20 protein-coding genes are annotated in these 25564 nt (G+C 45.6%); 8 read left to right on the top strand and 12 right to left on the bottom strand.

The features are described from left to right. Positions 1–3: 3 nt before the first annotated feature. From ASL11_RS38255 to ASL11_RS27780, 6 genes are all read right to left on the bottom strand, one after another. Complete coding sequence (locus tag ASL11_RS38255; protein ID WP_442953103.1) at positions 4–3963, bottom strand: MSCRAMM family protein; 3960 nt, start codon at positions 3961–3963, stop codon at positions 4–6. Positions 3964–4136: 173 nt separating this feature from the next. Beyond that, positions 4137–4973, bottom strand: an 837-nt coding sequence (locus ASL11_RS27795) for a carboxypeptidase-like regulatory domain-containing protein (RefSeq protein WP_235550600.1), incomplete at its 3' end; no start/stop codon positions are given. After that, the gene (locus ASL11_RS38250) at positions 4948–5601 is read right to left on the bottom strand and encodes a carboxypeptidase-like regulatory domain-containing protein (RefSeq protein WP_442953102.1); all 654 of its coding nucleotides are present in this window, start codon (positions 5599–5601) and stop codon (positions 4948–4950) included. The genes ASL11_RS38250 and ASL11_RS27795, both read right to left, overlap by 26 nt. 167 nt (positions 5602–5768) lie before the next feature. Then, positions 5769–7088: carboxypeptidase regulatory-like domain-containing protein (locus ASL11_RS38245; RefSeq protein ID WP_442953101.1), on the bottom strand; the 1320-nt coding region annotated here is incomplete at its 3' end. Between the two features lie 10 nt (positions 7089–7098). After that, a partial coding sequence (locus ASL11_RS38240; RefSeq protein ID WP_442953099.1) for a carboxypeptidase regulatory-like domain-containing protein occupies positions 7099–8987 on the bottom strand: 1889 nt, incomplete at its 3' end. 210 nt (positions 8988–9197) lie between these two features. Next, on the bottom strand, positions 9198–11396 hold the full coding sequence (locus ASL11_RS27780; protein ID WP_235550599.1) for a YhgE/Pip family protein: 2199 nt from the start codon (positions 11394–11396) through the stop codon (positions 9198–9200). Positions 11397–11592: 196 nt separating this feature from the next. Between ASL11_RS27780 and ASL11_RS27775 the strand changes: the two genes are divergently transcribed. Continuing rightward, positions 11593–12483 (top strand): LysR family transcriptional regulator, encoded by an 891-nt coding sequence (locus ASL11_RS27775; protein WP_056622059.1) that lies wholly within the window; start codon positions 11593–11595, stop codon positions 12481–12483. Here the strand turns inward: ASL11_RS27775 and ASL11_RS27770 are convergent. The 3 genes from ASL11_RS27770 to ASL11_RS27760 are packed head-to-tail and all read right to left on the bottom strand — an operon-like array spanning position 12443 to position 14158. Then, positions 12443–13456, bottom strand: a complete 1014-nt coding sequence (locus ASL11_RS27770; RefSeq protein WP_056622056.1) for an NAD(P)-dependent alcohol dehydrogenase — start codon at positions 13454–13456, stop codon at positions 12443–12445. The genes ASL11_RS27775 and ASL11_RS27770 overlap by 41 nt on opposite strands. Positions 13457–13488: 32 nt before the next feature. Continuing rightward, positions 13489–13710, bottom strand: a complete 222-nt coding sequence (locus ASL11_RS27765; protein ID WP_056622054.1) for a helix-turn-helix transcriptional regulator — start codon at positions 13708–13710, stop codon at positions 13489–13491. 1 nt (position 13711) lies between these two features. Beyond that, positions 13712–14158, bottom strand: a complete 447-nt coding sequence (locus ASL11_RS27760) for a hypothetical protein (protein WP_056622052.1) — start codon at positions 14156–14158, stop codon at positions 13712–13714. 174 nt (positions 14159–14332) lie between these two features. Here ASL11_RS27760 and ASL11_RS27755 point away from each other — a divergent pair, with 174 nt between their 5' ends. The 6 genes from ASL11_RS27755 (at position 14333) to ASL11_RS27725 (ending at position 21773) form a co-directional block, all read left to right on the top strand. Then, on the top strand, positions 14333–15904 hold the full coding sequence (locus ASL11_RS27755) for an ABC-F family ATP-binding cassette domain-containing protein (RefSeq protein WP_056622049.1): 1572 nt from the start codon (positions 14333–14335) through the stop codon (positions 15902–15904). Between the two features lie 14 nt (positions 15905–15918). Then, positions 15919–16362 (top strand): SRPBCC family protein, encoded by a 444-nt coding sequence (locus ASL11_RS27750; protein WP_056622047.1) that lies wholly within the window; start codon positions 15919–15921, stop codon positions 16360–16362. A gap of 561 nt (positions 16363–16923) precedes the next feature. Next, positions 16924–17511: a hypothetical protein gene (locus ASL11_RS27740; RefSeq protein ID WP_056622044.1), complete on the top strand. Its 588-nt coding sequence runs from the start codon at positions 16924–16926 to the stop codon at positions 17509–17511. A gap of 42 nt (positions 17512–17553) precedes the next feature. After that, the gene (locus ASL11_RS27735) at positions 17554–19992 is read left to right on the top strand and encodes an S-layer homology domain-containing protein (RefSeq protein ID WP_056622041.1); all 2439 of its coding nucleotides are present in this window, start codon (positions 17554–17556) and stop codon (positions 19990–19992) included. A gap of 74 nt (positions 19993–20066) precedes the next feature. Beyond that, positions 20067–21293, top strand: coding sequence for a redoxin domain-containing protein (locus ASL11_RS35490; protein ID WP_063795705.1), 1227 nt, complete (start codon positions 20067–20069; stop codon positions 21291–21293). 87 nt (positions 21294–21380) lie between these two features. Further along, positions 21381–21773 carry a VOC family protein gene (locus tag ASL11_RS27725; protein ID WP_056622039.1) on the top strand — a complete coding sequence of 131 codons (393 nt, stop codon included), beginning with the start codon at positions 21381–21383 and terminating at the stop codon, positions 21771–21773. A 7-nt stretch (positions 21774–21780) separates the two neighbouring features. Here the strand turns inward: ASL11_RS27725 and ASL11_RS27720 are convergent, their stop codons facing one another. The 3 genes from ASL11_RS27720 to ASL11_RS27710 all read right to left on the bottom strand — a co-directional run bounded on the left by ASL11_RS27720 (position 21781) and on the right by ASL11_RS27710 (position 23949). After that, the gene (locus ASL11_RS27720) at positions 21781–22305 is read right to left on the bottom strand and encodes a hypothetical protein (RefSeq protein WP_056622037.1); all 525 of its coding nucleotides are present in this window, start codon (positions 22303–22305) and stop codon (positions 21781–21783) included. A 93-nt stretch (positions 22306–22398) separates the two neighbouring features. Further along, positions 22399–23055: a DUF2306 domain-containing protein gene (locus ASL11_RS27715; protein ID WP_056622035.1), complete on the bottom strand. Its 657-nt coding sequence runs from the start codon at positions 23053–23055 to the stop codon at positions 22399–22401. Between the two features lie 135 nt (positions 23056–23190). After that, positions 23191–23949: an exodeoxyribonuclease III gene (locus ASL11_RS27710; RefSeq protein WP_056622034.1), complete on the bottom strand. Its 759-nt coding sequence runs from the start codon at positions 23947–23949 to the stop codon at positions 23191–23193. Between the two features lie 533 nt (positions 23950–24482). Here ASL11_RS27710 and cysK point away from each other — a divergent pair. Beyond that, positions 24483–25421, top strand: coding sequence for a cysteine synthase A (gene cysK, locus ASL11_RS27705; RefSeq protein WP_056622032.1), 939 nt, complete (start codon positions 24483–24485; stop codon positions 25419–25421). The last annotated feature ends 143 nt before the right edge of the window (positions 25422–25564 follow it).

Below are 25564 nucleotides of genomic sequence, written 5' to 3'. Positions count from 1 at the left end.
ATTTTATGGAGATGAGTTCGTAAAAATAATTTCAAAATCAGGCACGAAGGAATTATCACTGCTGTATCTTAATTTTTCCGTTGGAGTGGAAATGTAGGATAGAACGACAGGGAAAGTTGACGCGTGTCCGAATGTGAAGTTGTACAAATTGGAATAATAGCCCGTTCCGTTCATAGCTAGATAACCGCTCTGGTTACGTGCAAATACCGAATACATTAAGCTTCCAGTTATATTTTGGTGAAATTCAAGGTTGTACGTGTCTGTGCTCGCTGACGGGGTTTGATGAAAAGACCTAACAATGTGCATACCATTAATAATTCGGCGGATCGAGCCTTCTGTAAGCACATTGCCATGTGCAACGTAGGCCGATTCCAAATTACTTGTAAGAGTAGTAAAGCTAAGTCCAAGCAAGCTTGGCAGGTTCCCTGCGGTAAACAACAGTTCATCCACAATGTTCAGTGTATGATTCGCGACTGCGTGCTCGATTAACGCGGCTTGTCTACTCACCGAAATCTCAGTTGCAATTGGAATATACGAGTAGCCAACTCGAACCTTTAATGCATCGATCGATAGCGGATTTGCTAAAGCCGATTGCAAGACTTCAAAACTGTAAACACCGTTTCCAAGATTCAGGAAGTTCGAGAACAATGCGGAGTCGTATAAGCCTCTTGTCTCCCCGTCAACGATTGCTTTTACATCCTGCGAAGTAAGGCCTGTGTTACCCTCGTTGTATAAATTGGCAACTTTGAATGTCACAACAACATTGGAGCCGTCATTTTTCAAATGTTGGCTTATCATTTGAGTGGCATAAACAGTTGGATTATAATCTCTAATGGAAAAGCTAGGTACATTAGCAACCAGTGTATTTAATTGTGTACGCCCGAGTGGACCGCCATCTTCGATAAATGTATCCAAGATCACTTGCTTTACATACTGGAAGTTGGTAGCATCCGCTTGATAAACGCCAAAAGTGGCTAAAGTATCTTTATCCAGTGCATCCCAAGCTGCAGGGTTGTCATCGATATACGCGTAGAGTGCTTGGTTAAGTGCTGCGGTAGAGGTGTACTCACTAAATATGTCTTGTAGTAAATTTGAAATTTGATAGTTTTGTAGGCCCACGAATTCGCCGCGTTTCGCTACGATTGCTCTTTTGTAATTGTCGAATGCCGTATCCACGATATTACCGACACACGTGTTTTTCAAATCTTCCAAAGTTAAGGATGCAGTTCCTTCGCTTGCTGCGTATGCTTGAACGGCACTCAGCGCAGATCCACTATCTACGGCTTCCAACTCTAGTGTCTGACTTATCCCGTATAACTCGTTCTTTGCTGTGAGTGTGAAATGCCCTATGCCCGTAACATTCAGGTAACCCTGTTGGGAAACTGTTGCAATCCCACTTGGCTCAATGCTCCAGAAGATGTTTTTATTCGTCGCATTATTAGGCGCAATATTTAGGCTGACTGTACTGGAGCTATTGGTAGGAATGCGATTAGAGTTCGTATAAATACTGAGCTCAATAGATGTAACTGGGACTCCCAGATCTGGAGTCGTTACGGACAATTCTTCTGCTTGGATGACTACTCCTCTAAGAGAAAGATCCGAAAGTGTATACGTTGTCGAGCTCTCTTCGCCAGCAAACACGATTTGATAGGAGCTGCTGACATTATCGTATACAAGCGAAGGGAAAATCTCGCTATCACTTAGACTTGTTTCTTCACCGTTTATCTTAACTGTGAGATCGTTGGCTGTGTAGCCTTTTAACGAAATCCCTTTAGCGTTTTTGATACTCAAACGGAGAGCTACACGCTTCGTTCCAAGTCCTTGTTGAATAGGTGTTCCTTCCCAGTTAGATAATTCAGGAGAAGGTAAGCTGTCGTTGATTGCCTCTTGAATCGCTGTTCTACTCAAAAGCTTATAATTGCCGCGCTGGAACTCAAGCTCCATGAAATGCTCTGCTATAGCAAGTTGTGAGTTGGAGGAAATCCCGGTTAACTGATAAGCACTGAGGATGCCTTCAGCGTTGTTGTTGAGAATTGACCAATTGAAAGAGTTATAAAATCCTGACATTAACGCTCGTTGAATGACTGGCGCGATATTCGCAACATCGATCCAACCTTGCATTCTTGTAACAAAATCTTGATTACTTGAGGCTGAAAGTAATGCGTCCTTATCCATATTAAGAGCAAATTGATACAAGTCGAGATGATCTTCGTCTATATTTTGTAGTCCTGCTCTCTTGAAATCATAGGTGGTTATCCAAGTCATGTTTGCTATATCTAAGCCATGGCGGATATCCGACAAGACCTTCGATACGGATTTATGCACATGGATGACGGCAGACGGTACTGAGATATTCCCAGTGCTATCAACGGCATACAGCACATAGTCACCTGGAGGGACCGATGCTAACTTCAACGAAGCTTGCCCGTCAGTTGAGGCAAACACACTTGTTACTGCGTGAGAGGTAATCTCTCCTAATACGCGTGTTGTTCCTTCTGGCACTAAATAAAGCGTGGCGGCTTCATTCAAAGTGGCTTTGACATCTTGTAGATCAAGCTCCACGTCGCCAGTGGAGACAGCGGTTAGGGTAGGCGGTACCGTATCGTGCTCTGGCAATAATCTGACGTTCGTCAGTTGTACTTGGCTAGCATTGGAGTAACTATCTTTTTGAATTGCTTTCTCCGATTGACTAGTAAAGTGAATTGATCGGTTTGGAAGATTTAAATTACCGTAGGAATAGATATTTTCAGCTACATAAATAGTTGAAACATTTGGATTAGCAAGTGCATTTCCTAATCCTTCGGCGTTATTTACAAACGCAGTAAGGTTGCTAGTACCATCCGTGATAAAGTAATTCTTTTGAGATACTATTTTAATAATTCCATCGTAATTTCCTAAACCATTTAATTTAATGGCTCCTACGAAGCTGTAAAGTGCTGCTCGAAGTTTCGTTTCATCATTGCCTACATCGCAATACATATCTAATCCACTCCAACCGACACCAGGAGATGAAATTAAAAAATTAGGAGAAGATAGCTTGATGTTGGAATTAGAAACGGATACCCCTCCGAGCGAGATAGGTCGGTTGAAATTGAACGGTTCCGTTAGATGGATATCATTGAGTAATAAAATATAAGGAACGCTAGTATTCGCATATGCCGCTAGTAACTGGGTTTCGTTAGTTACTGCAACACCTTGTTGCAAGTAAAGATATTTATAATTTTGACCCCTAGTAACAGTGAATGGCTGCATCGGATACAAAACATAGCCTGCTTTTTCAATAGTAAGGGTATAACTTGCATTCGCAGGAATATTGCTAAAGCTGAACGAACCGTTTTCATCTGATGTGGTCGTTTGCACATAACTATCGCCAATTGCCTGCAGAGTGACAGTCACATTAGATAGCACGGGGTTGTTATTGGTTGCATCGCTTGCTCGAACAACACCTGTTATTGTCCCCACGGGTTGAAACTCAAGTGTACCGATACTGTTCAGATTCGGGGTAACCGTGATCGCAGGTAACGGAAGTTTTGGCTGGTAGTCCGCAATAACGATCTCCTGAATCGTATATCCCACAGGCAGATTATAAAATGTGAATTGACCGCTTTCGTTCACATAAGCCGTGTAGCTAGTCCCTGGAATTGTAGCTTGTGTATACGTGATGATCTCACCAGTAGTGGATCTGGCGTAGCCCTGAACATTAGCCGTTTGATGTGTGAGGCTCACTGATACCGGCGAATTCTCATTTTGCACGACCGTCACGGAGATATCTTGGCCTATGTAGTTATCAGCTGAAATTTGTAGGGTGTAGCTGCCCACTGGGAGGTTATTGATTGTAAAATTACCTGATGTATCTGTATATGCCGTTGTTTCGGTTCCTTTAACACGGATTTGTACGGATGCTAAGCTGCTGCCAGTAGTAGAAGTAATGCTTCCGATTATGCTACCTCGGAGTTTTTGCATGATAAGATTGCCAAAATCCTTGGTTTCACCTGGTGATAAATTAAAAGGAATCAAATATACAGTCTCATAGTTGTCTTTCGTGATCTCTAACCGTGCATCGTTCCGAGGCGTAACATCGTTGAACGTAAACTCCCCAATCTCATTGGTGGTTGCTGAAACGCCGTCGAGTGAGNTTTCGTGATCTCTAACCGTGCATCGTTCCGAGGCGTAACATCGTTGAACGTAAACTCCCCAATCTCATTGGTGGTTGCTGAAACGCCGTCGAGTGAGACTAGGGCTCCGCTAACGAAATGGCCATCCTCATCAACTAACGTCCCTTTTACACTACTCGCGATCGGAGTGAGGCTTACGGTAACTGGAGTAATCTCGTTTCTCGTGACTGTCACCGTCAAGCTTTGTCCGACAGAATTCTCCGCGGAAACGTGAAGTGTATAGTCGCCTACTGGCAGGTCACTAATCACAAAATGCCCATCTTCATCGATTTCAACCGTATGATTAGTTCCTGTTAGTGTGATTAGTGCGGATGCTAGATTGCCACCGAACGGCAAAGCAACACTTCCTGAAATACTGCCTTTGGATTTCTTAATTACCAAATCGCTAAGAACCTTGGTTTCACCTGGTGATAAATTAAATGGAAGCAAATATATAGTCTCATAGTTGTCTTTCGTGACCTCAAGCTGTGCATCGTTCCGAGGCGTAACATCGTCGAACGAAAACTCTCCAGCCGCATTGGTGCTTGCTGAAACGCCGTCGAGTGAGACTAGGGCTCCGCTAACGAAATGGCCATCCTCATCAACTAACGTCCCTTTTACAATACTCGCGTTTGGAGTGAGGCTTACGGTAACTGGAGTCGTCTCGTTTCTCGTGACCGTCACGGTCAAGCTTTGTCCGACATAATTCTCCGCGGAAACGTGAAGTGTATAGTCGCCTACTGGCAGGTCACTAATCACAAAATGCCCATCTTCATCGATTTCAACCGTATGATTAGTTCCTGTTAGTGTGCAGGTCACTAATCACAAAATGCCCATCTTCATCGATTTCAACCGTATGATTAGTTCCTGTTAGTGTGATTAGTGCGGATGCTAGATTGCCACCGAACGGTAAAGCAACACTTCCTGAAATACTGCCTTTAGATTTCTTGATGACCAAATCGCTAAGAACCCATGTTTCACCAGCTGATAGGTTAAATGGAAGCAAATATACAGTCTCATAGTTGTCTTTCGTGACCTCTAGCTGAGCATCGTTCCGAGGCGTAACATCGTCGAACCTAAATTCTCCAGCCGCATTGGTACTTGTGGAAACGCCATCGAGTGAGACTAGGGCTTCGCTTACGGAATTGCCTTCCTCATCAACTAACGTTCCTTTTACACTACCCGCGTTCGGAGTGAGGCTTACGGTAACTGGAGTAATCTCGTTTCTCGTGACTGTCACCGTCAAGCTTTGTCCGACATAATTCTCCGCGGAAAYSTGAAGTGTATAGTCGCCTACTGGCAGGTCACTAATCGCAAAATGCCCATCTTCATCGATTTCAATCGGTCTATTAGTTTCTGTTAGTGTGATTAGTGCGGATGCTAGATTGCCACCGAATGGCAAAGCAACACTTCCTGAAATACTGCCTTTAGATTTCTTGATGACCAAATCGCTAAGAACCCTTGTTTCACCAGCTGATAGGTTAAATGGAAGCAAATATACAGTCTCATAGTTGTCTTTCGTGATCTCTAACCGTGCATCGTTCCGAGGCGTAACATCGTTGAACGTAAACTCCCCAATCTCATTGGTGGTTGCTGAAACGCCGTCGAGTGAGNTTTCGTGATCTCTAACCGTGCATCGTTCCGAGGCGTAACATCGTTGAACGTAAACTCCCCAATCTCATTGGTGGTTGCTGAAACGCCGTCGAGTGAGACGAAGGCTCCGCTAACGAAATGGCCATCCTCATCAACTAACGTCCCTTTTACACTACTCGCGATCGGAGTGAGGCTTACGGTAACTGGAGTCGTCTCGTTTCTCGTGACCGTCACGGTCAAGCTTTGTCCGACATAATTCTCCGCGGAAATCTGAAGTGTATAKTCGCCTACTGGCAGGTCACTAATCGCAAAATGCCCATCTTCAYCGATTTCAAYCGGTCTATTAGTTTCTGTTAGTGTGATTAGTGCGGATGCTAGATTGCCACCGAACGGCAAAGTAACACTTCCTGAAATACTGCCTTTAGATTTCTTGATGACCAAATCGCTAAGAACCTTGGTTTCACCTGGTGATAAATTAAATGGAAGCAAATATACAGTCTCATAGTTGTCTTTCGTGACCTCAAGCTGTGCATCGTTCCGAGGCGTAACATCGTCGAACGAAAATTCTCCAGCCGCATTGGTGCTTGTGGAAACGCCATCGAGTGAGACTAGGGCTTCGCTAACGAAATGGCCATCCTCATCAACTAACGTTCCTTTTACACTACTCGTGATCGGAGTGAGGCTTACGGTAATTGGAGTAATCTCGTTTCTCGTGACCGTCACCGTCAAGCTTTGTCCGACATAATTCTCCGCGGAAACGTGAAGTGTATAGTCGCCTACTGGCAAGTCACTAATTGCAAAATGCCCATCTTCATCGATTTCAATCGGTCTATTAGTTTCTGTTAGTGTGATTAGTGCGGATGCTAGATTGCCACCGAACGGCAAAGCAACACTTCCTGAAATACTGCCTTTGAATTTCTTGATTACCAGATCGCTAAGATCCCTGGTTTCACCAGCTGATAGGTTAAAAGGAATCAAATATACAGTCTCATAGTTGTCTTTCGTGATCTCTAACCGTGCATCGTTCCGAGGAGTAACATCGTCGAACGAAAATTCTCCAGCCGCATTGGTGCTTGTGGAAACGCCATCGAGTGAGACTAGGGCTCCGCTAACGAAATGGCCATCCTCATCAACTAACGTCCCTTTTACACTACCCGCGTTTGGAGTGAGGCTTACGGTAACTGGAGTAATCTCGTTTCTCGTGACCGTCACCGTCAAGCTTTGTCCGACATAATTCTCCGCGGAAATCTGAAGTGTATAGTCGCCTACTGGCAGGTCACTAATCACAAAATGCCCATCTTCATCGATTTCAACCGTATGATTAGTTCCTGTTAGTGTGATTAGTGCGGANAGTGTATAGTCGCCTACTGGCAGGTCACTAATCACAAAATGCCCATCTTCATCGATTTCAACCGTATGATTAGTTCCTGTTAGTGTGATTAGTGCGGATGCTATATTGCCACCGAACGGTAAAGTAACACTTCCTGAAATACTGCCTTTAGATTTCTTTAGGGTTACACTGCCAAGATCCTTGATTTGACCTGTAGCTATATCAAAGGCAGGTACCGCCACCGTCTCGTAGGTAGCTTTCGTAACGACAAGTGCTGCACCGTTGCGCGCGGTAACATCATTGAAAGTAAATTCCCCACTCGCATTGGTGGTTGCTGAAACGCCATCAAGCGTAGCTGTTGCACCAACAACGAAATGACCATCCTCATCAATAACCGTCCCTTTTACAATGCCTTTAACAGGAGTCAGACTTGCTGGAACTGAACTAACCTCGTTTTGTGAGACGGTTACCGTTCTCACATCACTGACGTAGTCATCGGAAGAAAACTGTAGTGTATAGCTACCAATCGGCAAGTTGTTGATGGTAAAATCACCATTTGCATCGGTTTCAAACACAGCATTGGTTTCTAGGATCGTGATGTGTATCGCTGCCAAAACACCACCATACACAGAAGTCACCTTACCTGAAATAGAACCTTTGGATTTCTTTAGGGTCACACTGCCAAGATCCTTGATTTGACCTGTAGCTATATCAAAGGCAGGTACCGCTACCGTCTTGTAGGTAGCTTTCGTAACGACGAGTGCTGCACCGTTGCGCGCGGTAACATCATTGAATGTAAATTCCCCACTCGCATTGGTGGTTGCTGAAACGCCATCAAGCGTTGCTGTTGCACCAACAACGAGATGACCATCCTCATCAATAACCGTTCCTTTTACAATGCCTTTTATCACGATAGGAGATAGTCGGATTGTTCCTGTATCATATACATTTTCTGAAACGGTAATACCTTGGATATCTATAGGTTGGAAACCTTCTTTTATTACATGAAGTGCAGTTATTCCCAAGGGGAGGTTGGTAAGGGTAAATGACCCGTTATTATCTGTCGAGGTTGAATAGGTAGTTCCAGTTACGCTAACGAAAGCTTCACTTAAGTTTTGATTGGTGGCTGATTTAACGACACCTCGAATGCTGCCCGTCAGTTGTGGACTATCTGCTTTTGCAAGATGTATGGTAGGTATCGTTGTTAAGTTACCCTTCGTTACGTTGAAAGCTTGTGAAATTGGCGAGTAGGTGTCCTTCGTTACGGTGAGGCTTTGATTGCCAGTCGGCACCTCGCTCAAGTTGAAAAGGCCGTTAATATCTGTAAGTACAGTCAGTGGTGTGGAGAGACTATCGACAGTAACAATTGCTGACGCCAGTCCCAAATTGTCAGGTCCATACACATAGCCAGAAACGGAGCCGTAGGAAGGGATTTTTCTCAATATCAAATTGCTCAAGTTGCGAGTGTCCCCACTCAATATATTAAAAACCCCAGAAACAGTCGGGTCGTAACCTTCCTTTGTTACTTCAACTGTCATCTGAAAAGTAGTAGGGACATCGTAGAATTGAAAATGACCGGATGCATCTGTCAACATGCTCAAGTCGGTCCCAAGAAGCTTGATCTGAGCATCACTAACCGCGGCCCCAGTCTCATCCGTGACGTAGCCTGTGATTGTCCCAAGAACAGCCTTCTGGTTATCAGGCTGAATTTGGCTTAACAGATTTTGAATATCCGATGGAACGAATGTATTATTGCCAGTAATAGCGTTAGCTCCTTGGCTGATGGCTTTCACCACATCCTGAATATCAATTCCTTTATCACCTTGATCCAGTGTATAGCTGGCCAATACCGATGTTGGCAAAGTGCTAGACAGTAAACAAATACTTATAAAAATCTTTAACTTTCTCATTATGTACATCTCTCCTACAGAAATCTGTTCCAGACCCATTAATAGTTCATTAGATACACAAATCGTATCATATGTCGGGAGTTTTTTGTTGGTTTTTGGCGATTTTTATTAGAAACTAATGGAAAGTTGCTCCTCAATAGATTATGAGTATATATAAAAACAAAAAGGGCTAAGAATCACGCAAATGGTGACTCCTAGCCCTTTTATTATTTACACTGTAACAGGCATCAACTGCTCATGTTCATCGTCAGTACTTTCCGTCTTTTTACGAGAAAGAAAGTAAACACTTGTTAAGATCAAGGAAGCTACTAAGTAGATACTCAAGTAGCCCACTTGGTGCCACATCTCAGCGTACTGACCACTGGAAATCACATACCGGAATCCTTGAATCGCATAGGTCATTGGCAGCCAAGGATGAAGGGCTTGAGCCCAATTAGGCAGCAACTCCAGCGGATAGGTCCCAGCGCTTGAAGCTAATTGAAGGATCATTAGCAGCAGAACAACGAATCGACCTGGTTGATCCAGCCATGTGACGAACATTTGGATAATCAGCATGAAGGTTAAGCCGACGACGAAGGTAAAGACATAGAACAACGGAATACTCTGGACCTTCAAATCTAGCACATAGGTGAGGACGGTCGTTGCAATCAAAGCTTGGAAAGTACTCATTAGACTAAAAGTAAGCAGCTTGCTTACCAGTAATCGAAGCCCCCGTGCTCCTGGTGTGGATGTGCTTCTGGCTGCATAGATGGTTGTGAACACCAGCGAGCCTGCAAATAACGCCATGGATATGAAGTAAGGAGCAATGCCGTTCGCATAAATCGCAACCTTGCGGTCGTCATTAGCTGTAATCTTCACGGGCTCTGCCAGCATTTTGATCGTATTGTCATCCGCTTTGACGGCTGCGGTTTGCTTCGCGGCATCGTTCAATTTCGCAGCCAGTTGTCCGCTACCATCGACCAACTTCGGTGCACCAGTGTCAAGCGCAGTCGCTCCTTCATTTAGCTGCGCCGCGCCGCTGGCTACTTTGTGGATACCCGCGGTCATTTGCGTCATGCCGCTGGCCAGATCTCCAGCTCCGGTGCTGACTTGCGCCGCGCCGCTTTGCAGCTTGGTGCCACCAGCGGATAGCTGTGGCAAGTTCGAATTGAAGGTGTGCAAGCCATCAGCCAGTTGCTGCCCACCTGTCTGCAGTTGCGTTGCGCCGGCAACGAGTTGCTTGTTGCCGTCACGGAGCTTCTCGGCACCAGTGACAAGCTTTTCCGTGCCAGAAGCGACAGCCTGCCCTCCTGTGAGGAGTTTCTTCTCCGCGTCATGCAGCTTCTTGTTTCCTTCTGCGACATCCTTGCTGGCTGCAAGGAGCTTGGTTACTGTTGCATTCGAGGCGAGGTCAGGATGCGCCGCGACGAATGCTTCAAGACCTGAGGCGAGCTGTGCGGAGCCGTCTTCTAATTTATCGCTAGCGCTTAGGGCTGACGTAAGGCCTTCTACTAATTGTGTGCTTCCTTTGGAAGATGAGGCTAGACCGGAGGCCAATTGATCGGCTCCCGTTTGGGAAGCTTGCAATCCCGAGACTAGGGAAGATGCGCCTGCTGCTGATTTTTGAGCACCTTGTTCCAGCTGAGTGCCTGCGTTTTGCAATTGGTTCACCCCGCCAGCAAGGGTAGCGGCACCTTTGCTTACTTCTAATGCGCCTGCGCTTAGGCTGCCGGCCCCTTTTTGCAACAAGCCAGCACTGTCGTCCAATTGCTTGGTGCCATCTGCAAGAATAACCAAATTGGTTTTTACCTCATGAATCCCGTCACTTAAGGTCTGTGCGCCAGCCTGAAGATCGGAGGCACCTTTTCCTGCTTCGCTGAGCCCGTTCGAAATGGTTTCGAATTCGGAGAGAATACTCGTTGAATAGGCTTCTGTCAGCGTTTTGGATAATTTATTTTTTAACTCCTTCGTTGCGCTTTCTCCGATTTGACCGGCAACAAAGTTGTAATAACTGTTTGATTCGAAAATGATTTCCGCCTGTTTCGGTGTCGTGCTTGTAATCGATGCGGCATCTGTTGAAAAGGTTGGGGGAACCGTGATAGTCGCGTAATAATGGTTATTTCTCATTCCCTGTGCAGCTTCTTCTGCACTCATAAACCCCCACGAAAAGCTGTTGTTTTCCTTCAGCTCATCGATAAACTCATTGCCTACATTTCGTGACTCACCTTCAAAATCAGCACCCTGATCCAAATTGACGACGGCGATAGGGAGTTTCTCCAGTTGGCCGTAGGGGTCCCAAGTTCCTTTTAGCAAGAATCCACTATATAAAATAGGAACTAAGGCGACAGCTACGAAAGTAATGATCATCATAGGGTTCCTAATAAAGCGGCAAAATTCAGATGCAAATACGTTTAAAATGTTTTTTTTCAATTGCAATGCTCCTTTACGTGTGACAATCGTCGTTAATGATGTTCCCTTTTTCCAAGCAATTATTCGAAAGATGTAAGATTCCATCTAGGGTGACTCGGCAATGTGAATAGGATTATTGTATAATACCACTAACAAATGATAAAATATATTTAAGTTTAATTTATTTACCTAAACAAATAATTAAGGATGAGTGACATTGAATATTATACAGCTCCAATATTTCGTTGATTCGGCGGAGTCGGGCTCGTTTACAGAAACGTCCAAAAAGCACGGAATTACCGTACCCGCCGTTAGTCAATCCATCAGTCAGCTAGAGAATGAATTAGAAGCTACGCTTTTTACCCGTTCCAAAAAAGGGATTGCTCTTACACAGGATGGGTTTAAAGCTATGAAATATGCACGTACCATATTAACTAACGTCCGAAATATGAGAAATGAGCTCTCAAAGTCCAATCGAATCAACACAGGGAATATCGTAATCGCCACCATTCCTGGCATGGTTTCGTTGGTGACGGACACCACGATTACCTTTATGGGGATCTATCCTCATATTAATGTTCAACTTTTGGAGGGCGATAATACAGCGGTTATGAATCAGGTGATGAAGGGGGAAGCGGATATGGGGTTCGTCTCCTTGTCGCGCGAGAGTCAAGACGACTCCTTCACGTGGGAGCCTGTGATTCGCGGGGAAGCGGTCATTGTGGTGAATAAGCAATCCCCTTTGCGGTTTTTAACAGCGATAACAAGCTCCGAATTACACAATGAAGTATTGGTTATTTATAAAGATGCTTATATTGAGAGGATTGCAGCGGAATTGATTGCAGGAGATTCTGGCAACCGAATTGCATTGACGACCAATAACACCCAAGCCATCATGCAAATGGTTAGCCGCGGTAATGCGATCACCATCGCGACGGATTACATTGTGAATACGATGCCAGAGAAATTCAAAAACGGGGTCGTCTCGATACCGATTGGAAAATATAAAAAATATCCGAACTATCTATGGCGAATTACAAAGAAGGATGTTGAAGTGTCTGCGATCATTAAGGAGTATACGCAACATTTGTATGCGAATTTGGAGTGAATGGATGTCCCCCAAACGTAATAATCACATTCCCCTTCTTACGCCCTGTTTCCACATACCTATGAGCCTCAACCATCTGTTCTAGCGGATAGCGTTTATCAATCACGGCTTTCATCTGACCCGCCTCAAAAAGCTCCGCGAGAAACGCGAGATTTTCTTTCTTCTGCTGTAAACCCGAAGCTGTGAATTTGGCTTTTTTGCTGCCGATCTTAGATGTCCATAGCATCTGAAGCATAATGCCCAGCGATGGAACGGTCGTGAGATAGACGCCATTTGCAGAGAGCGAGCCTCTACATTGTGTGAATGAACGTTTGCCTACCGCATCGAAAATAACATCATAAGTCCGGCTGCTTTTTGTGAAATCTTCCTGCGTATAATCAATAACCCGATCTGCCCCCAGCGATTTCACGAATGAGGCATTCGTGGAACTGCACACACCCGTCACTTCTGCTCCGAAGTACTTCGCCAGTTGTACCGCGTAAGCCCCTACGGATCCGGAGGCGCCGTTGATCAAGATCTTGTGTCCCCGTTGAAGTCGTGCCGTATCTCGGAGAAATATCAATGCTGTTAAGCCGCCATCACAGAGACCAGCAGCCTCTTCATAGCTCGCGTGAACTGGAAGCTTAGCCAGTGTGCCAGCTTCAGGCAGACAGACGTACTCCGCATAGGCCCCGAAAGTAGTCGGACTTATTCCAGAAACGCGATCGCCAACTTGGAAGGCCGTGACGCTTTTACCCACTGCATCAATTTCACCTGCGAACTCCACGCCGAGTATCGTATGTTTGGGTCTGTGCAGACCATACATCAATCGGATGATGAAAGGGTCAGCCTTGCGAAAAGCACAATCCGAAGGGGTGACAATGGCCGCGTGCAGTTTAATCCTTACTTCATTGTCTTTGGGTTCAGGTTTATCTACCTCTTTCAGTTGAAGCACATCAGGTGACCCGTAGGTGGTACATACAATCGCTCTCATGGGAACCCCTCCTGGATAGAAATTGATCTTTCTCACACCTGCTCATCCTCGATAAAGAAAACATCCTCCAACGGTAACTTAAAGACTCGTGAAATACGAAATGCCAATTCCAAAGAAGGGGAGTATTTGCCCTGTTCGAGGGCGACGATGGTTTGTCTGGTTACCCCAACTTTATCTGCCAACTGCTGTTGCGTCATTTCATCCTGATTAAATCGTAATTTCCTTATGTGATTGCTGATCAGACTTTTGCCCATCTTAAACTCCTTTCCGATAATGATAGAGCGTTGTGAACACGCTGGCCATTTCTGACAAAAACCCTGAGAAGATCAGAATGATGAACATCGTGGTAGGCGTCATATCCAACACCAGTGATCCCATGGCCAGAAGAAAGCCAAGCGTAAACACATAGTGCGAATTTCTTGTCGCTTTCAAATCAATGAGTTTGTCGAGTTCATCGGAGAAAGAAGGCTCCACTTCTTTGGTCGTAATGCGATAAATGATATTGAAAATGATAGCAATAATGATTTTAGCTACAATGGATACCGGGATTAAGATTAAGATAGCTGCGGCCCAAAAGCGGAGAGTTTCCGTCGTATCCATATTCGTATCCTGAACCTTTTGAAAGACATACCAACAATAGAAACCAAAAATGAACACCGTGCTTATAAATGAGACGATATGCTTTTTCTCTTGATAGGACATTTCTTCTATGCCTCCTGTATGTTCATTTTTACCTTTTGTAAAATATTATATACACAATGTAACTTATACTATACATGAAGTCAACTGTACAATACACCATTTAATTAAAATGTCGTGATCCCAAACATGATATAATCAGCCTAGAATGAATGATGCAGGTCAAAGGGGATAGCCATGAGTGTAATTCGGTTGGAGAACGTTACGAAGAAATATGAGGACGCGATGATTTTTCGCGATATTTATTTTAAGGTGAGTCAAGGTGAGCGAATTGGCTTAATTGGGCGGAATGGTGCGGGGAAATCGACGGTTTTTAGACTGATCATGGGGAAAGAAGAGCCCACATCAGGCAAGGTAGAAGTTGATCCTCTGGTTAAAATAGGGTATTTCTCGCAATTCTCGGAAATGACCGGAAGCTTGTCCGTTCAGCAAGAGTTGGAAATGTGCTTTGAGCAGGTTGCGTTGATCGAACGCGAGTTGCAGGAAGTTGGTGAGAAGCTCGGTACGGTCACGGATGACGGCGAGATGGATAAGCTGCTGACGAGGCAAGCTGAGCTATTTGAGCAAATGGAACATTTGGACGGATGGAACGTTTCTGTAGAGATCAACACCGTTCTAACGAAGCTTGGGTTTAATGAGCGGTCGCGGCATCAGCCTGTCGATGAATTGTCCGGGGGGTGGAGAAATCGTGCGGCGCTTGCCAAAATGCTCATAGAGCAACCTGACGTTGTCCTGCTGGACGAGCCGACCAATTACTTAGATATCGAAGGGATCGCTTGGTTGGAGCAGTGGCTGTATCGGTTTAAAGGCGCGATGATTCTGATTTCTCATGACCGGGAATTTATTGACAAGGTCGTCACGCAAGTGATCGAGATCGAGAACTATCGCTTTCAGGATTATGAGGGGAATTATACCGACTATATCCGCAAAAAGAAGATGCGCAAAAAGGAGCTCGACCGCCAATTTGAGTGGGAAGAAGAGCTGCTCCTCATGGAGTCGGAGGCTATCGAAAGCCGCGCCAGCAAGAAAATGTCCAAGGACCGTCTCTCGCGTCAGCTCGCAGATAACAAGAAACGGATCGAACCGCACCCCGTCAACGTACTGATCACGGATATTTACGAGCGTCTACGGTTCCCGGATAAGCTGTGTGAAGTGAAAGGGATCGGTCAGACCTACGAGGATCGGACGATCTTTCAGAATGTTAGCTTCGATATTCAAAAGGAAGACCGACTAGTCATCGTAGGCCCGAACGGAAGCGGGAAATCCACGCTCATTAAGGTGCTTACGGGACAGGAGAAGCCGGAGTCCGGCGAGGTGATCTGGGAGAAAGGCGTCAGCTACGCGTACTTTAACCGAATGTGGGAGGAGCTTAATCCTAAGGATACCGTTAGCCATGCGGTGAATACGTACGGCCTCGGACTGGATGCGCCGCGGAAAAAGGTGAACAAATTCCTCGCCATGCTGCAATTTTCGGAGATGGACCTCAGCAAGTTTATTGGCAACTTGTCCGGTGGTCAGAAGGCGCGGGTCGCGCTAGCGAAGTGTCTCCTCTCCGGCGCCGCGGTCATCATCTTGGATGAGCCGACGAACCATCTCGATCTCATGAGTATTCAAGTCATGGAGCAGGCTCTGATTCATTTCCCTGGTGCAGTCATTACGGTCAGCCACGATCGGTTCTTTATTGATAAAATCGGCACGAAAATGCTGACGTTTGACCCGGCGACGGGGGTAACTGAGCAGAATTTATAGGAGGAGAGGTTGGTATGGAACAGTTTACAGTTGTCCAAAGTATTTGGATTCAGGCTTCGCTGGAGCGTGCATGGCAAGCCGTGACGGAAGGTGAGCAGCTTACGGAGTGGTACTCGCCAGGTTCGCCATGGGACGTCTTGGAGCTTGCGCCGGGGGCTGAGGTTTACTTTCACCATTCACCGAATGAGTACCACGCGGGGACGGAGGTTGTTAGCTTGCGAGCCATCATCGAGGAAGTTGAACCTCAGCAACGCTTCGCGTTGCGTTGGGAGTTTAGTGTACCAGATTCGGAGATGATCACGACATTTCTCACTGTGGAGGAAGGTGACGGCACACGTGTGACGATCACAGAGACGGGCTATGAGACCGAAGAGCAGGCGAAGCCGACCGAAGAGGGGTACGCGATGTCGTTGGACAATTTGAAGGCTTACTTAGAGGGGCATGAGTTGCCTTATTAGAAGCGAGATCCTCAGCATCGTGAGCTTGGGTTCACCTAACTGGCTCACATACAGTTAATTCCGCTCGATTTAAGCGCTTTTGTTTAATTAACTGGAAAAAGCGCAGTTAATTTCAAGGCTAGCTGCCATAAACGGAAGAATGCGAAAAATTAACTGTGCGTTTTCCATCTATCGCGGATAAATATCTGATTCACGTCAAAATAGATGGAGCTTTTCCAGTTAATGAGTTGGCGGAATTAGGTGGCCGCCGCCGCATTTACAGGCGAATTCATTAATCCCGATAAAACCTATAGGAATTATTTAAAAAATCATTGACATATATCGCCATGCCATTTAAGATAGGTTTACATTGAGATTCACACATGTCGTATGCATCTCAACAGATATCGAACATGATCTACTGGACAGCCAGAGATTCAACAGGAGCAGATGTAATTGCTCTTCGTTGTGTCTCTTTTTTTTATCTTCTAAACAACCACAAGGAGGGTGACAGCGAAGAAGCAAGTCGGCATGGTGGCAATTGCAAGGAATTAAACCTCAAATGGAAAGGGATGTTCAAACATGGCTAACATTGGACTATCAAAATTTAAATTATTGGCAATACTCGCAGCGATTGCTGTACTTATTGTCATCTATGCGGTCACTGTATCCGCTTCGAAGAGCACAGATAATAATGGAACGACGGCTGTTGTGACAACAACACAAGCTCCATCAGCAACACCGAAAGTGGAGACTCCACCTCAAGCTACGGTAGCCGCAGTTGCTGAAACTAAGCCGCAAGCAGCTGCAACACCAGCTGTGGAAGCGACACAGACGCAAACTGCTGCTGCAACACCAGCAGCCACAACTGCGCCTACAACGAACACTGCGCCAACCACTGCCGTGAATACGAAAGCACCAGAAGTTAAGACAGCGGCAGTAACTACTGCGACTGAAACGAAAAAAGCAGAAGTCGTCACAAAAGCGGAAGAGCCTAAACCAACAGCTGAACCAGTGAAGAAAGAAGAGCCCAAAGCTGCCGTGGCTGAGAATCCACAGCCTGCTCAAGTGAAGCCAGCAGCTACACCGGCGCCTGCCAAAGCGGCTGCAACTCCTGCGCCTGCTGCCCAAGATGAAGAGAACTGCGACATCGAAGAAGAGGGTTGCTAATCGGAGCAATAAGCTAACGAAACTAACACAGAGGAGAATACCATGACTAAATCATCGACTACGAATAAAGCATTAACGTTGCTCCTGGCTGCTACGCTAGTTTTACCTTTTTTACATACGAACCAAGCAAGCGCCGCAACGTCATCAGCCCCAATCAACAGCACTTATACCAGTTATTTCAACCAAAAATATGATAATCTCGTTGACGATAAGAACGTTTTTAAAACAACAACCTATCATGAACTTGATTATTTACTAGACTCCGAAGGAACTTATGTCTTCCTATTCGGTGGTGCTTGGAGTAAAGATACACAAGCCGTTGTAGGATACATTAATGAGGTAGCACAAGCGAAGGGAATTAAGTCCGTCTATAACTTTGATACGCGATTAGATGGTGCAAACCCAGCTACGGATATCGCAGATTCCGCCAACAATCCAATATCGAGACGTTATGTCGATCTGGTTAATAAGTATTTAACCAATCTCAGCACACAAATCAAGGGTTCGGAAAGTGTCACATACAGCAATGATGTAACGTCAGGCAAAGCGCCTAATCTCGTTACCAAAACCCTGACAGGTACAGCTCAAAAGATTCAAACCCCGTTCTTGTTCGTTTACAACAAAAATAACAAAAGTGGCGCTGCCAACGCACCGATTATTTCTTCGGTAGAGGGAATCGACGCACTTTTAACCAATGGTGTTGTGGATAAAGCCAAAGTGGATGCGTATAAAGCAAAAGTCAGCGCGGCATTTGATGCTGTTCCAGCTAATCTGAAAGCAGGCTTGCAAGCCGATCAAAATAACAACAACTATATTGCATCCTCCTATAACGAATTCGCGGGAGAAACGATTTTTGGCGAAGCGGATAAAGACATCGTGCTTGATCCAGTAACCTATGACGAGCTTAATGGTGTGTTGAAAAGCGAAGGGAACTATGTTTTCCTATTCGGATGCTCTTGGTGCCCTAATACACGGGCAGTTGCGAAGTATGTCAATGAATATGCCAAGAAATACAATGTAACCAAAGTGTACAACTGGGATACGAAGCTGGATGGAGGTATTGGCGGGACGCCAGATGTGCCTGTAGGAACGGATAGCAGCAATTTCCTTCAAATCCGTGCAACTGGTGCTCTATTTTCCGATCGTTACGTAGATCTGGTTAATACATATTTAACGAATATCGAAACTCTTTATGCGAAAGCAAGCAATAATGTCAGCTACAAGGATGCAAACGGGGTTGAACATGTAGCCAACAAGCTGCAGGTCCCTTACTTCTTTATTTACAACAAGGATCATAAAGATGCGCAAGGCAAACCAGCCCCAATTCTTGATCATGTTGAGTTAATGTACACGTGGAAGGATATTCAACCTGACTATGAACTGAATGGTAAAAAAGGTGTCAATTACAACAACTACATTGAGGCTCTAGATCGTGCTTTCTCAGAACTGCAGGGTGCGGCTGAGCAAGCGGCTCCAACAGGACTAACAGGGAAGGCTCCGAAGTCAGACACGAGCAAAGATGGTCAAATCAGCGGTACGTCTACAGCTCTTGAGTACAAACGTGCAGAAGACAAAGCTTATGCACCAGTAACAAGCACTTCCCTTACAGGACTTACGCAAGGTACTTATTACGTAAGGACTGCAGCTAAAGCAGGTTTCAAGCCAAGTCCATCCACGATCATTGACTTGAATTTGGAGCAACCGGCAGCACCATCTGGGCTTGGCACTGCAGCAGCAACAACTTCGTTGAGTCTGGATGGAAAAATCACAGGCACAACTGCGCAGTTGGAATATAAGCTTTCCGGAACTACCAAATACACAGCAGCCAAAGCCACTGAAACGACAGGATTATCCACAGGTACCTATCAAGTTAGATATGCAGCCAAATATGGGTATAACCCAAGTCCAGCAACAGATGTTGTGATCGCGTACACCAAATCTGCGTTTGTAGATGTGCCAGAGTCAGCGTGGCATCATCAAGCGGTTAACTTCTTAGCAGCCAATAAGATTGCTGGCGGCACGGATGAGACTCATTTCAGTCCGAATGACAAGCTGACAAGAGGACAGTTCATTACGCTCCTCTTAAAAGCATACGGGATAGCGCCGGAAGAGAACGCGAAAGACAATTTCGCGGATGCAGGCAATACGTATTACACGCCTTATTTGGCGGCTGCTAAACGTCTAAACATTGCCGGTGGTGTTGGCGACAACCAATTCGCGCCGAATCAAAGCATCTCTCGTGAGGAGCTGTTCACACTATTACATCGCTCGTTAGGTGTACTGAATAAGCTTCCAAAAGGGAATGAGGCAGCTACATTATCTAGTTTCACGGATGCTAACCAAATTGCAGGATTTGCACAAGAAGCATTCAAGTCACTTGTTGAGAGCGGGATCCTAACAGGGGATAACGCTAAGCTCAACCCGCAAAACCTATCCACAAGAGCTGAAGCTGCTCAAGTGTTATACAACTTACTTAAATAAGAGGTGAAATGGGTAGCCGCAAGGCTGCCCATTTTGCACATTTTGGTTAAAACGATTATTGGAGGAGAACCGATTTGGATTTCATCTTGGCATTTTCAGCGGGGCTGCTTTCATTCATATCCCCTTGCGTTCTTCCGCTCATTCCTGTGTATTTCAGCTATATTGTAGGCTCGTCCTTAACCGATCTGGTTGCAAATAAAGGGAAGAGTCAAGTCGTCTATAAATCCTTATTCTTTATATTGGGGTTCTCCCTTGTGTTTATAGGCTTAGGTATTTCCGTAAGCTCGATCAGCAAATTATTTGCGTCCAATTTATCCATTTTCAGACAGATTGGCGGCGTAGTTATTATCCTTTTTGGGCTACATATGACAGGGGTATTTAAGATTAAATGGTTGTATTCCGAAAAAAGGTTCTTAACCAGCGGCCCATCTGTGAAAAAAACAGGTCCATTCCTGGTAGGCATGGCCTTCGCAGTGGGCTGGACGCCTTGTATCGGTCCGATGCTCTCTACGATTCTTATTTACGCTGGCAGTATGGAAACCATCCAAAAGGGAGTTCTTCTGCTCACGGCTTACTCGCTAGGTATGGCAGTGCCTTTTGTGCTTTCGGCCTTTTTAGTTGAACATTTATCCCGATTGTTGAAAAAGGTTTCTAAATACTTACCTATTTTTTCCGTTGTCAGCGGCGTCATTATGATCTTTATGGGCTTTCTTGTTTTCACGAATCGGATGGAGATGATTAATCAGACCTTTTCCTTTTTAGAAAGCCCGTACAGCGTTAGTGAAGAGGCGGTAGTGCAAACTTCCAGCTTGCAGACAGTGGATGCGAATACGGAGAGCATAGAGGGAGCAAAAGCGCCTAATACGCTATTACTCCATGCTCAGGAGCGGGAGAGCGCGATCGATTTCACAGTAACAGACTTACAAGGCCAGCGGGTAACACTAAGCGATCTGAAAGGCAAGAACGTGTATATCAACTTTTGGGCGACTTGGTGCAAGTGGTGTATTAAGGAAATGCCGGATATGGAGAAGGTCTATCACGATTATAAAGATGATAATATCGTCATTCTGGCTATTGATGTCGGTGAAAGTCAGGATAAGGTAAACGAATATTTGAAAGAACATCCCTATTCCTTCCGAGTGTTGCTTGATCCTGATAAAAAGGTCACGCAAGCGTACAAACTCCGGTCTATTCCGGTTTCCATTTTTGTAGATAAGCAAGGACGGGTTGCCTACAACCGGGTAGGCACATTAACAGAAGATCAGATGAGGACCGTTATTAAGGGACTGTTGGTCGAGTAGGAGTTTTGCAAAATAAGAACACTTGATCCCACTCGGTTTTGCGTGTTACACTTTTAGGAAATAGACAAGAAACGGTGGGATTGCACGATGAGAATTCAATTAGAAGGCATCACGATGTTATCAAAGGATGTTGCACGACTAGCTCGTTTTTATCGGGAAGTGCTTGGTTTTCGAATTGTGGTGGAAGAAGCGGATTATGTTGAATTCGACAATAGCGGCGTTCGTCTAGCCATTTTCACGACTCCCCTCATGGCGGATAATACGAATGATCATCCTTCGTTTTTGGAAGAGCGCAAAGGGCAAGCCTTTGAGTTTAATTTTCAATGTGACTCACCAGAAGACGTGCACGCTCTTTATAAGGAGTACGTCTCCAAAGGGGCTACGGCGATTATGGAGCCAAAGGTGAAGTCATGGGGACACGTAACGGCCTTCTTCGCTGATCCGGATGGGAATATCCATTCACTTTTCGCAGTTAACTAACCCAGAATCAACGTAATGTCACAAACGCATCAGGATAGTTTCGGATGTAGGTCGCTATACCTTGTTGAGTGATCTCTGCAGCATCTAGCAAATCTGCGTATAGCGGTCTGACCTCCGACATCAGTTTGGGATCTTGCTCGAGATCCGTTGCACAAATATCAAAGTTGGTGATATTCCTCGGGTGATCTCGTTTCCGGAGAAGCGACTCCATTTGCTCAACAAGAGGCAACGTGGAGATGTCTTCGAAAAAGCGCAGCGCGCTTTGTAGACCCGACCATCTCGCCGGCTGCGCCAAGAAATAGGCACTCCACCAATAGAAATCAGCCTGTGATTTGATGGCATGGGTATGATAGACCCAGAAAGCGAACAGGGCTTGTTGGCCTGGAGTAAGCTCTTGGAATAGCCCAGAGGTGAAATCTTCACCTCGCGTTTGTATCTCTTTATAAGCTTGAATGATTGGCTGGAAGCAGGCTGCTATAAGTGCATCGTCGCCGGAAGTATGGAAGATGTCTTGCCTCATTTTCACTAGCACGGACGTATCACTCCTTCTCTTATAGTATACAGGAGGATTACGAGGAAATAACCCCATTCTAACTCGAAGGGGGTTCATGTGCAGCATGCTAATCTAAGCGTTTAAAGGATTTGAAATTCTGCCAATCCCAGCGCGAATGATCATCTCCGCTAGGAGTAAATTCGGCAACCAACAGATCCAAGCAATGACGCCGAACGTATCATTCGTATTTGTGAGGCCCCAGAACACACCGGCTAATGGCGTCATTACACGGAGAGATATCGCTGCGCAGGACAAGGCGTAATTTCGCAGCATCCATTGACCGTGCACGCGCGGATTGCGATCGGCAATAATGCTTTTCAAGCTTTGGTAAAGCGTGTACAACCACATGAGAGATAGAGCTCCAAAGCCAAGCTGAGCGCTCAAACCACCGCTCGTGTAATAAGCCATGTAGAGACCTGTCACACCTGCTACTGTAATCATCGTTGCATAGGCATAGCCAATCGCGCGATGGACATTCGGTGTTCGGAGGCGAATCCTCTTGATGAATTGCAGCCAACCAATGCCGAGCGCAATGCCGCCAGAAACAGCGTGGAACCACAGAACGGTATACCATAGATCAGGCATGGTACCTTTCTCGGTAACGAAGCCTTGATCTTTGATATCGTCCGGGTTCCCATACAGTAACAAGGCATAAGCCGCGATCCCAATGGCTAGGAAAGCTAGAATACCAAACACCCAATTCCGTCGTCGTCTTCGGTTTCTTTTCATTTTGCATCCCTCACAGCTCATCGAATTCTTGTTGATTCGATCTTACCATTCAGGGAGTTATTTCCAGAAGCGACCATGGTCGGAGCAGGTGCTCCTCCTTAGGTCGGGGATTGGATCAGCCAGGTGCCAAGTGCTTTAGGCTAACTCTAACTCCAAAACCACCGGACAATGATCGCTTCCCAAGATATCACAGGCAATAGATGCCTCTGTGATCTTAGGTGCTAATCGCGCTGAGGCGAGGAAGTAGTCAATTCGCCAGCCCACATTCCGTGCACGAACGCCTGGCATATTGGACCACCACGAATACACGTCAGTTCTCTCCGGGTATAGGTGCCGGAACGTATCGAGAAAGCCTGCTGCCAATAAGTCCGTCATTTTGCCACGCTCTTCGAGGGTGAAGCCGGAGTTGTTGTGGTTGCCTTTGGCATTTTTTAAGTCGATCTCGTTATGGGCAACGTTCAAATCTCCGCAAATCAGCACAGGCTTAATCGCATCCAATCCGAGTAAATACTCACGGAACCGATCCTCCCACTCTAACCGATAGGGTAATCTGGATAGATCACGCTTCGCATTGGGCGTATACACAGTCACGAGGTAGAAATTCTCGAACTCTAGCGTCAGGATGCGACCTTCAGGCTCGGAATCTTCTTCGATGCCATATCGGACAGAAAGTGGCTCTACTTTCGAGAAAACGGCGGTACCGGAATACCCTTTTTTCTCCGCATAGTTCCAATATTGCTTATATCCGTCTCCCAGATCGAGGTCAATCTGCCCCTCCTGCAGCTTCGTTTCTTGCAAGCAGAATAGATCCGCATCCACCTCTTTAAAATAATCCGTAAACCCTTTATTCACACAGGCTCTCAAGCCATTTACATTCCAAGATACCAGTTTCATTGTGGATTCCCCTTGCTCTCTTATGATTTTTATCATCTGAAAATCAGTGTACCATATGTACGCGTCATAGTTCTCTTCTAATCCATACTGACTTGCATCGAATTTTGCCTAATGTGCTTCAGAGTCGAACTAGATGGATTTTATGATGTTAATTTCGCCGCATTTTCCTAATTCATCGCAATAAATGGATTTTGTACAGTTAATTTTGACCGAGGAGGCTGTAAAGGTAAGTTCGGCTATTATTAACTGTAGATTTTCCATTTAAATCCGATTTTCCCGAGAAATCACGGGAATTAGCTGTAGTTTATACAGGTAAAGCTTCTCATTATCATTACCAATACGGTGACATCACCACCCTTCAGCCACATGGGGGGGCGCAACGGCCCGTCGCCTAAATCCCGCAATATAAGAAAATACCACACTTCTTCATCAGGATTATTGATTTAAGTTCCCTCGAAACAGGTGCTATACTTTATACATATCCCACTAAACGTATCGGTTTAATATTACACCTGCGAAAGCGAGGGTCCTCCATGACCAAAATATATAATAATTTAACAGAACTCATCGGAAATACACCGTTGCTTGAGCTCTGGAATTTCAATAAAAGGCAAGGGATTGAAGCTCGCATTGTCGCGAAGCTGGAGTATTTCAATCCGGCGGGCAGCGTAAAGGATCGTATTGGCTATGCCATGCTGAAGGATGCAGAACGCAAGTGGAAGATCAATCAGGATACCGTCATTATCGAGCCGACGAGTGGGAATACGGGCATAGGTCTGGCTTTTGCTGCAGCAGCTTTAGGCTATCGGTTGATCATTATTTTACCGGACTCGTTCAGTGAGGAGCGCCGCAAAATTGTAAGAGCCCTTGGCGCAGAACTTGTGCTCACACCAGCTGCTGAAGGCATGCAGGGCGCTATTCGCAAAGCCAAGGAATTAGCTGCTGGGCTGCCCAATTCCTATATCCCGCAGCAGTTCAGCAATCCAGCCAACCCTGAGGTTCATCGGAAGACCACAGCAGAAGAAATTTGGCGAGATACAGGTGGGAAAGTTGATATTTTTGTAGCAGGCGTAGGTTCAGGAGGTACGATTACAGGTGTTGGAGAGATTCTGAAGCAGCGACATTCCGATGTTCAAATTGTGGCCGTTGAACCTACGGATTCTCCCGTGCTGTCCGGCGGCACACGCGGTGTGCATCAGATCCAAGGGATCGGCGCAGGTTTTGTGCCGGATAACTTTAACCGAGCCGTCGTGGATGAAATCCTCACGGTTAGTAATGAAGAGGCGATTGAGACGGCGCGTCAATTAGCCAAAAGCGAGGGACTTCTCGTCGGGATATCGTCTGGGGCTGCAGCCTTTGCGGCCGTTCAACTGGCAAAGCGACCTGAGAATAAAGGGAAGACAATCGTCGTTATTCTGCCGGATACCGGGGAGCGATATTTGTCATCGGCGCTTTTTGCAGAGCTCGAATAGGCTCACTTACAAAGACCAATAGACCGTGAAAGGTAGCGAAATCGCACCTTTCACGGTTTTTTTGCATGCAGAAGTCTAGTCAAATTCCCCCTACGCAATACGACATAAAAATTCTTATTGAAAACAATTATCATTATCACTAT

The organism is Paenibacillus sp. Soil750 (assembly GCF_001428045.1).
GTDB lineage: Bacteria > Bacillota > Bacilli > Paenibacillales > NBRC-103111 > Paenibacillus_E > Paenibacillus_E allorhizoplanae.
The sequence above is the reverse complement of the archived record's forward strand: the minus strand, read 5'-3'. Positions and strand labels throughout refer to the sequence as shown.

Coding starts and splice junctions, on each gene's coding strand:
- ASL11_RS27710 (WP_056622034.1), bottom strand. CDS start 23,949: ATGAAACTGGTATCTTGGAATGTAAATGGCTTGAGAGCCTGTGTGAAT.
- ASL11_RS27765 (WP_056622054.1), bottom strand. CDS start 13,710: ATGGGCAAAAGTCTGATCAGCAATCACATAAGGAAATTACGATTTAAT.
- ASL11_RS27770 (WP_056622056.1), bottom strand. CDS start 13,456: ATGAGAGCGATTGTATGTACCACCTACGGGTCACCTGATGTGCTTCAA.
- ASL11_RS27725 (WP_056622039.1), top strand. CDS start 21,381: ATGAGAATTCAATTAGAAGGCATCACGATGTTATCAAAGGATGTTGCA.
- ASL11_RS27750 (WP_056622047.1), top strand. CDS start 15,919: ATGGAACAGTTTACAGTTGTCCAAAGTATTTGGATTCAGGCTTCGCTG.
- ASL11_RS38255 (WP_442953103.1), bottom strand. CDS start 3,963: ATGCAAAAACTCCGAGGTAGCATAATCGGAAGCATTACTTCTACTACT.
- ASL11_RS27715 (WP_056622035.1), bottom strand. CDS start 23,055: ATGAAAAGAAACCGAAGACGACGACGGAATTGGGTGTTTGGTATTCTA.
- ASL11_RS27760 (WP_056622052.1), bottom strand. CDS start 14,158: ATGTCCTATCAAGAGAAAAAGCATATCGTCTCATTTATAAGCACGGTG.
- ASL11_RS27735 (WP_056622041.1), top strand. CDS start 17,554: ATGACTAAATCATCGACTACGAATAAAGCATTAACGTTGCTCCTGGCT.
- cysK (WP_056622032.1), top strand. CDS start 24,483: ATGACCAAAATATATAATAATTTAACAGAACTCATCGGAAATACACCG.
- ASL11_RS27740 (WP_056622044.1), top strand. CDS start 16,924: ATGGCTAACATTGGACTATCAAAATTTAAATTATTGGCAATACTCGCA.
- ASL11_RS27755 (WP_056622049.1), top strand. CDS start 14,333: ATGAGTGTAATTCGGTTGGAGAACGTTACGAAGAAATATGAGGACGCG.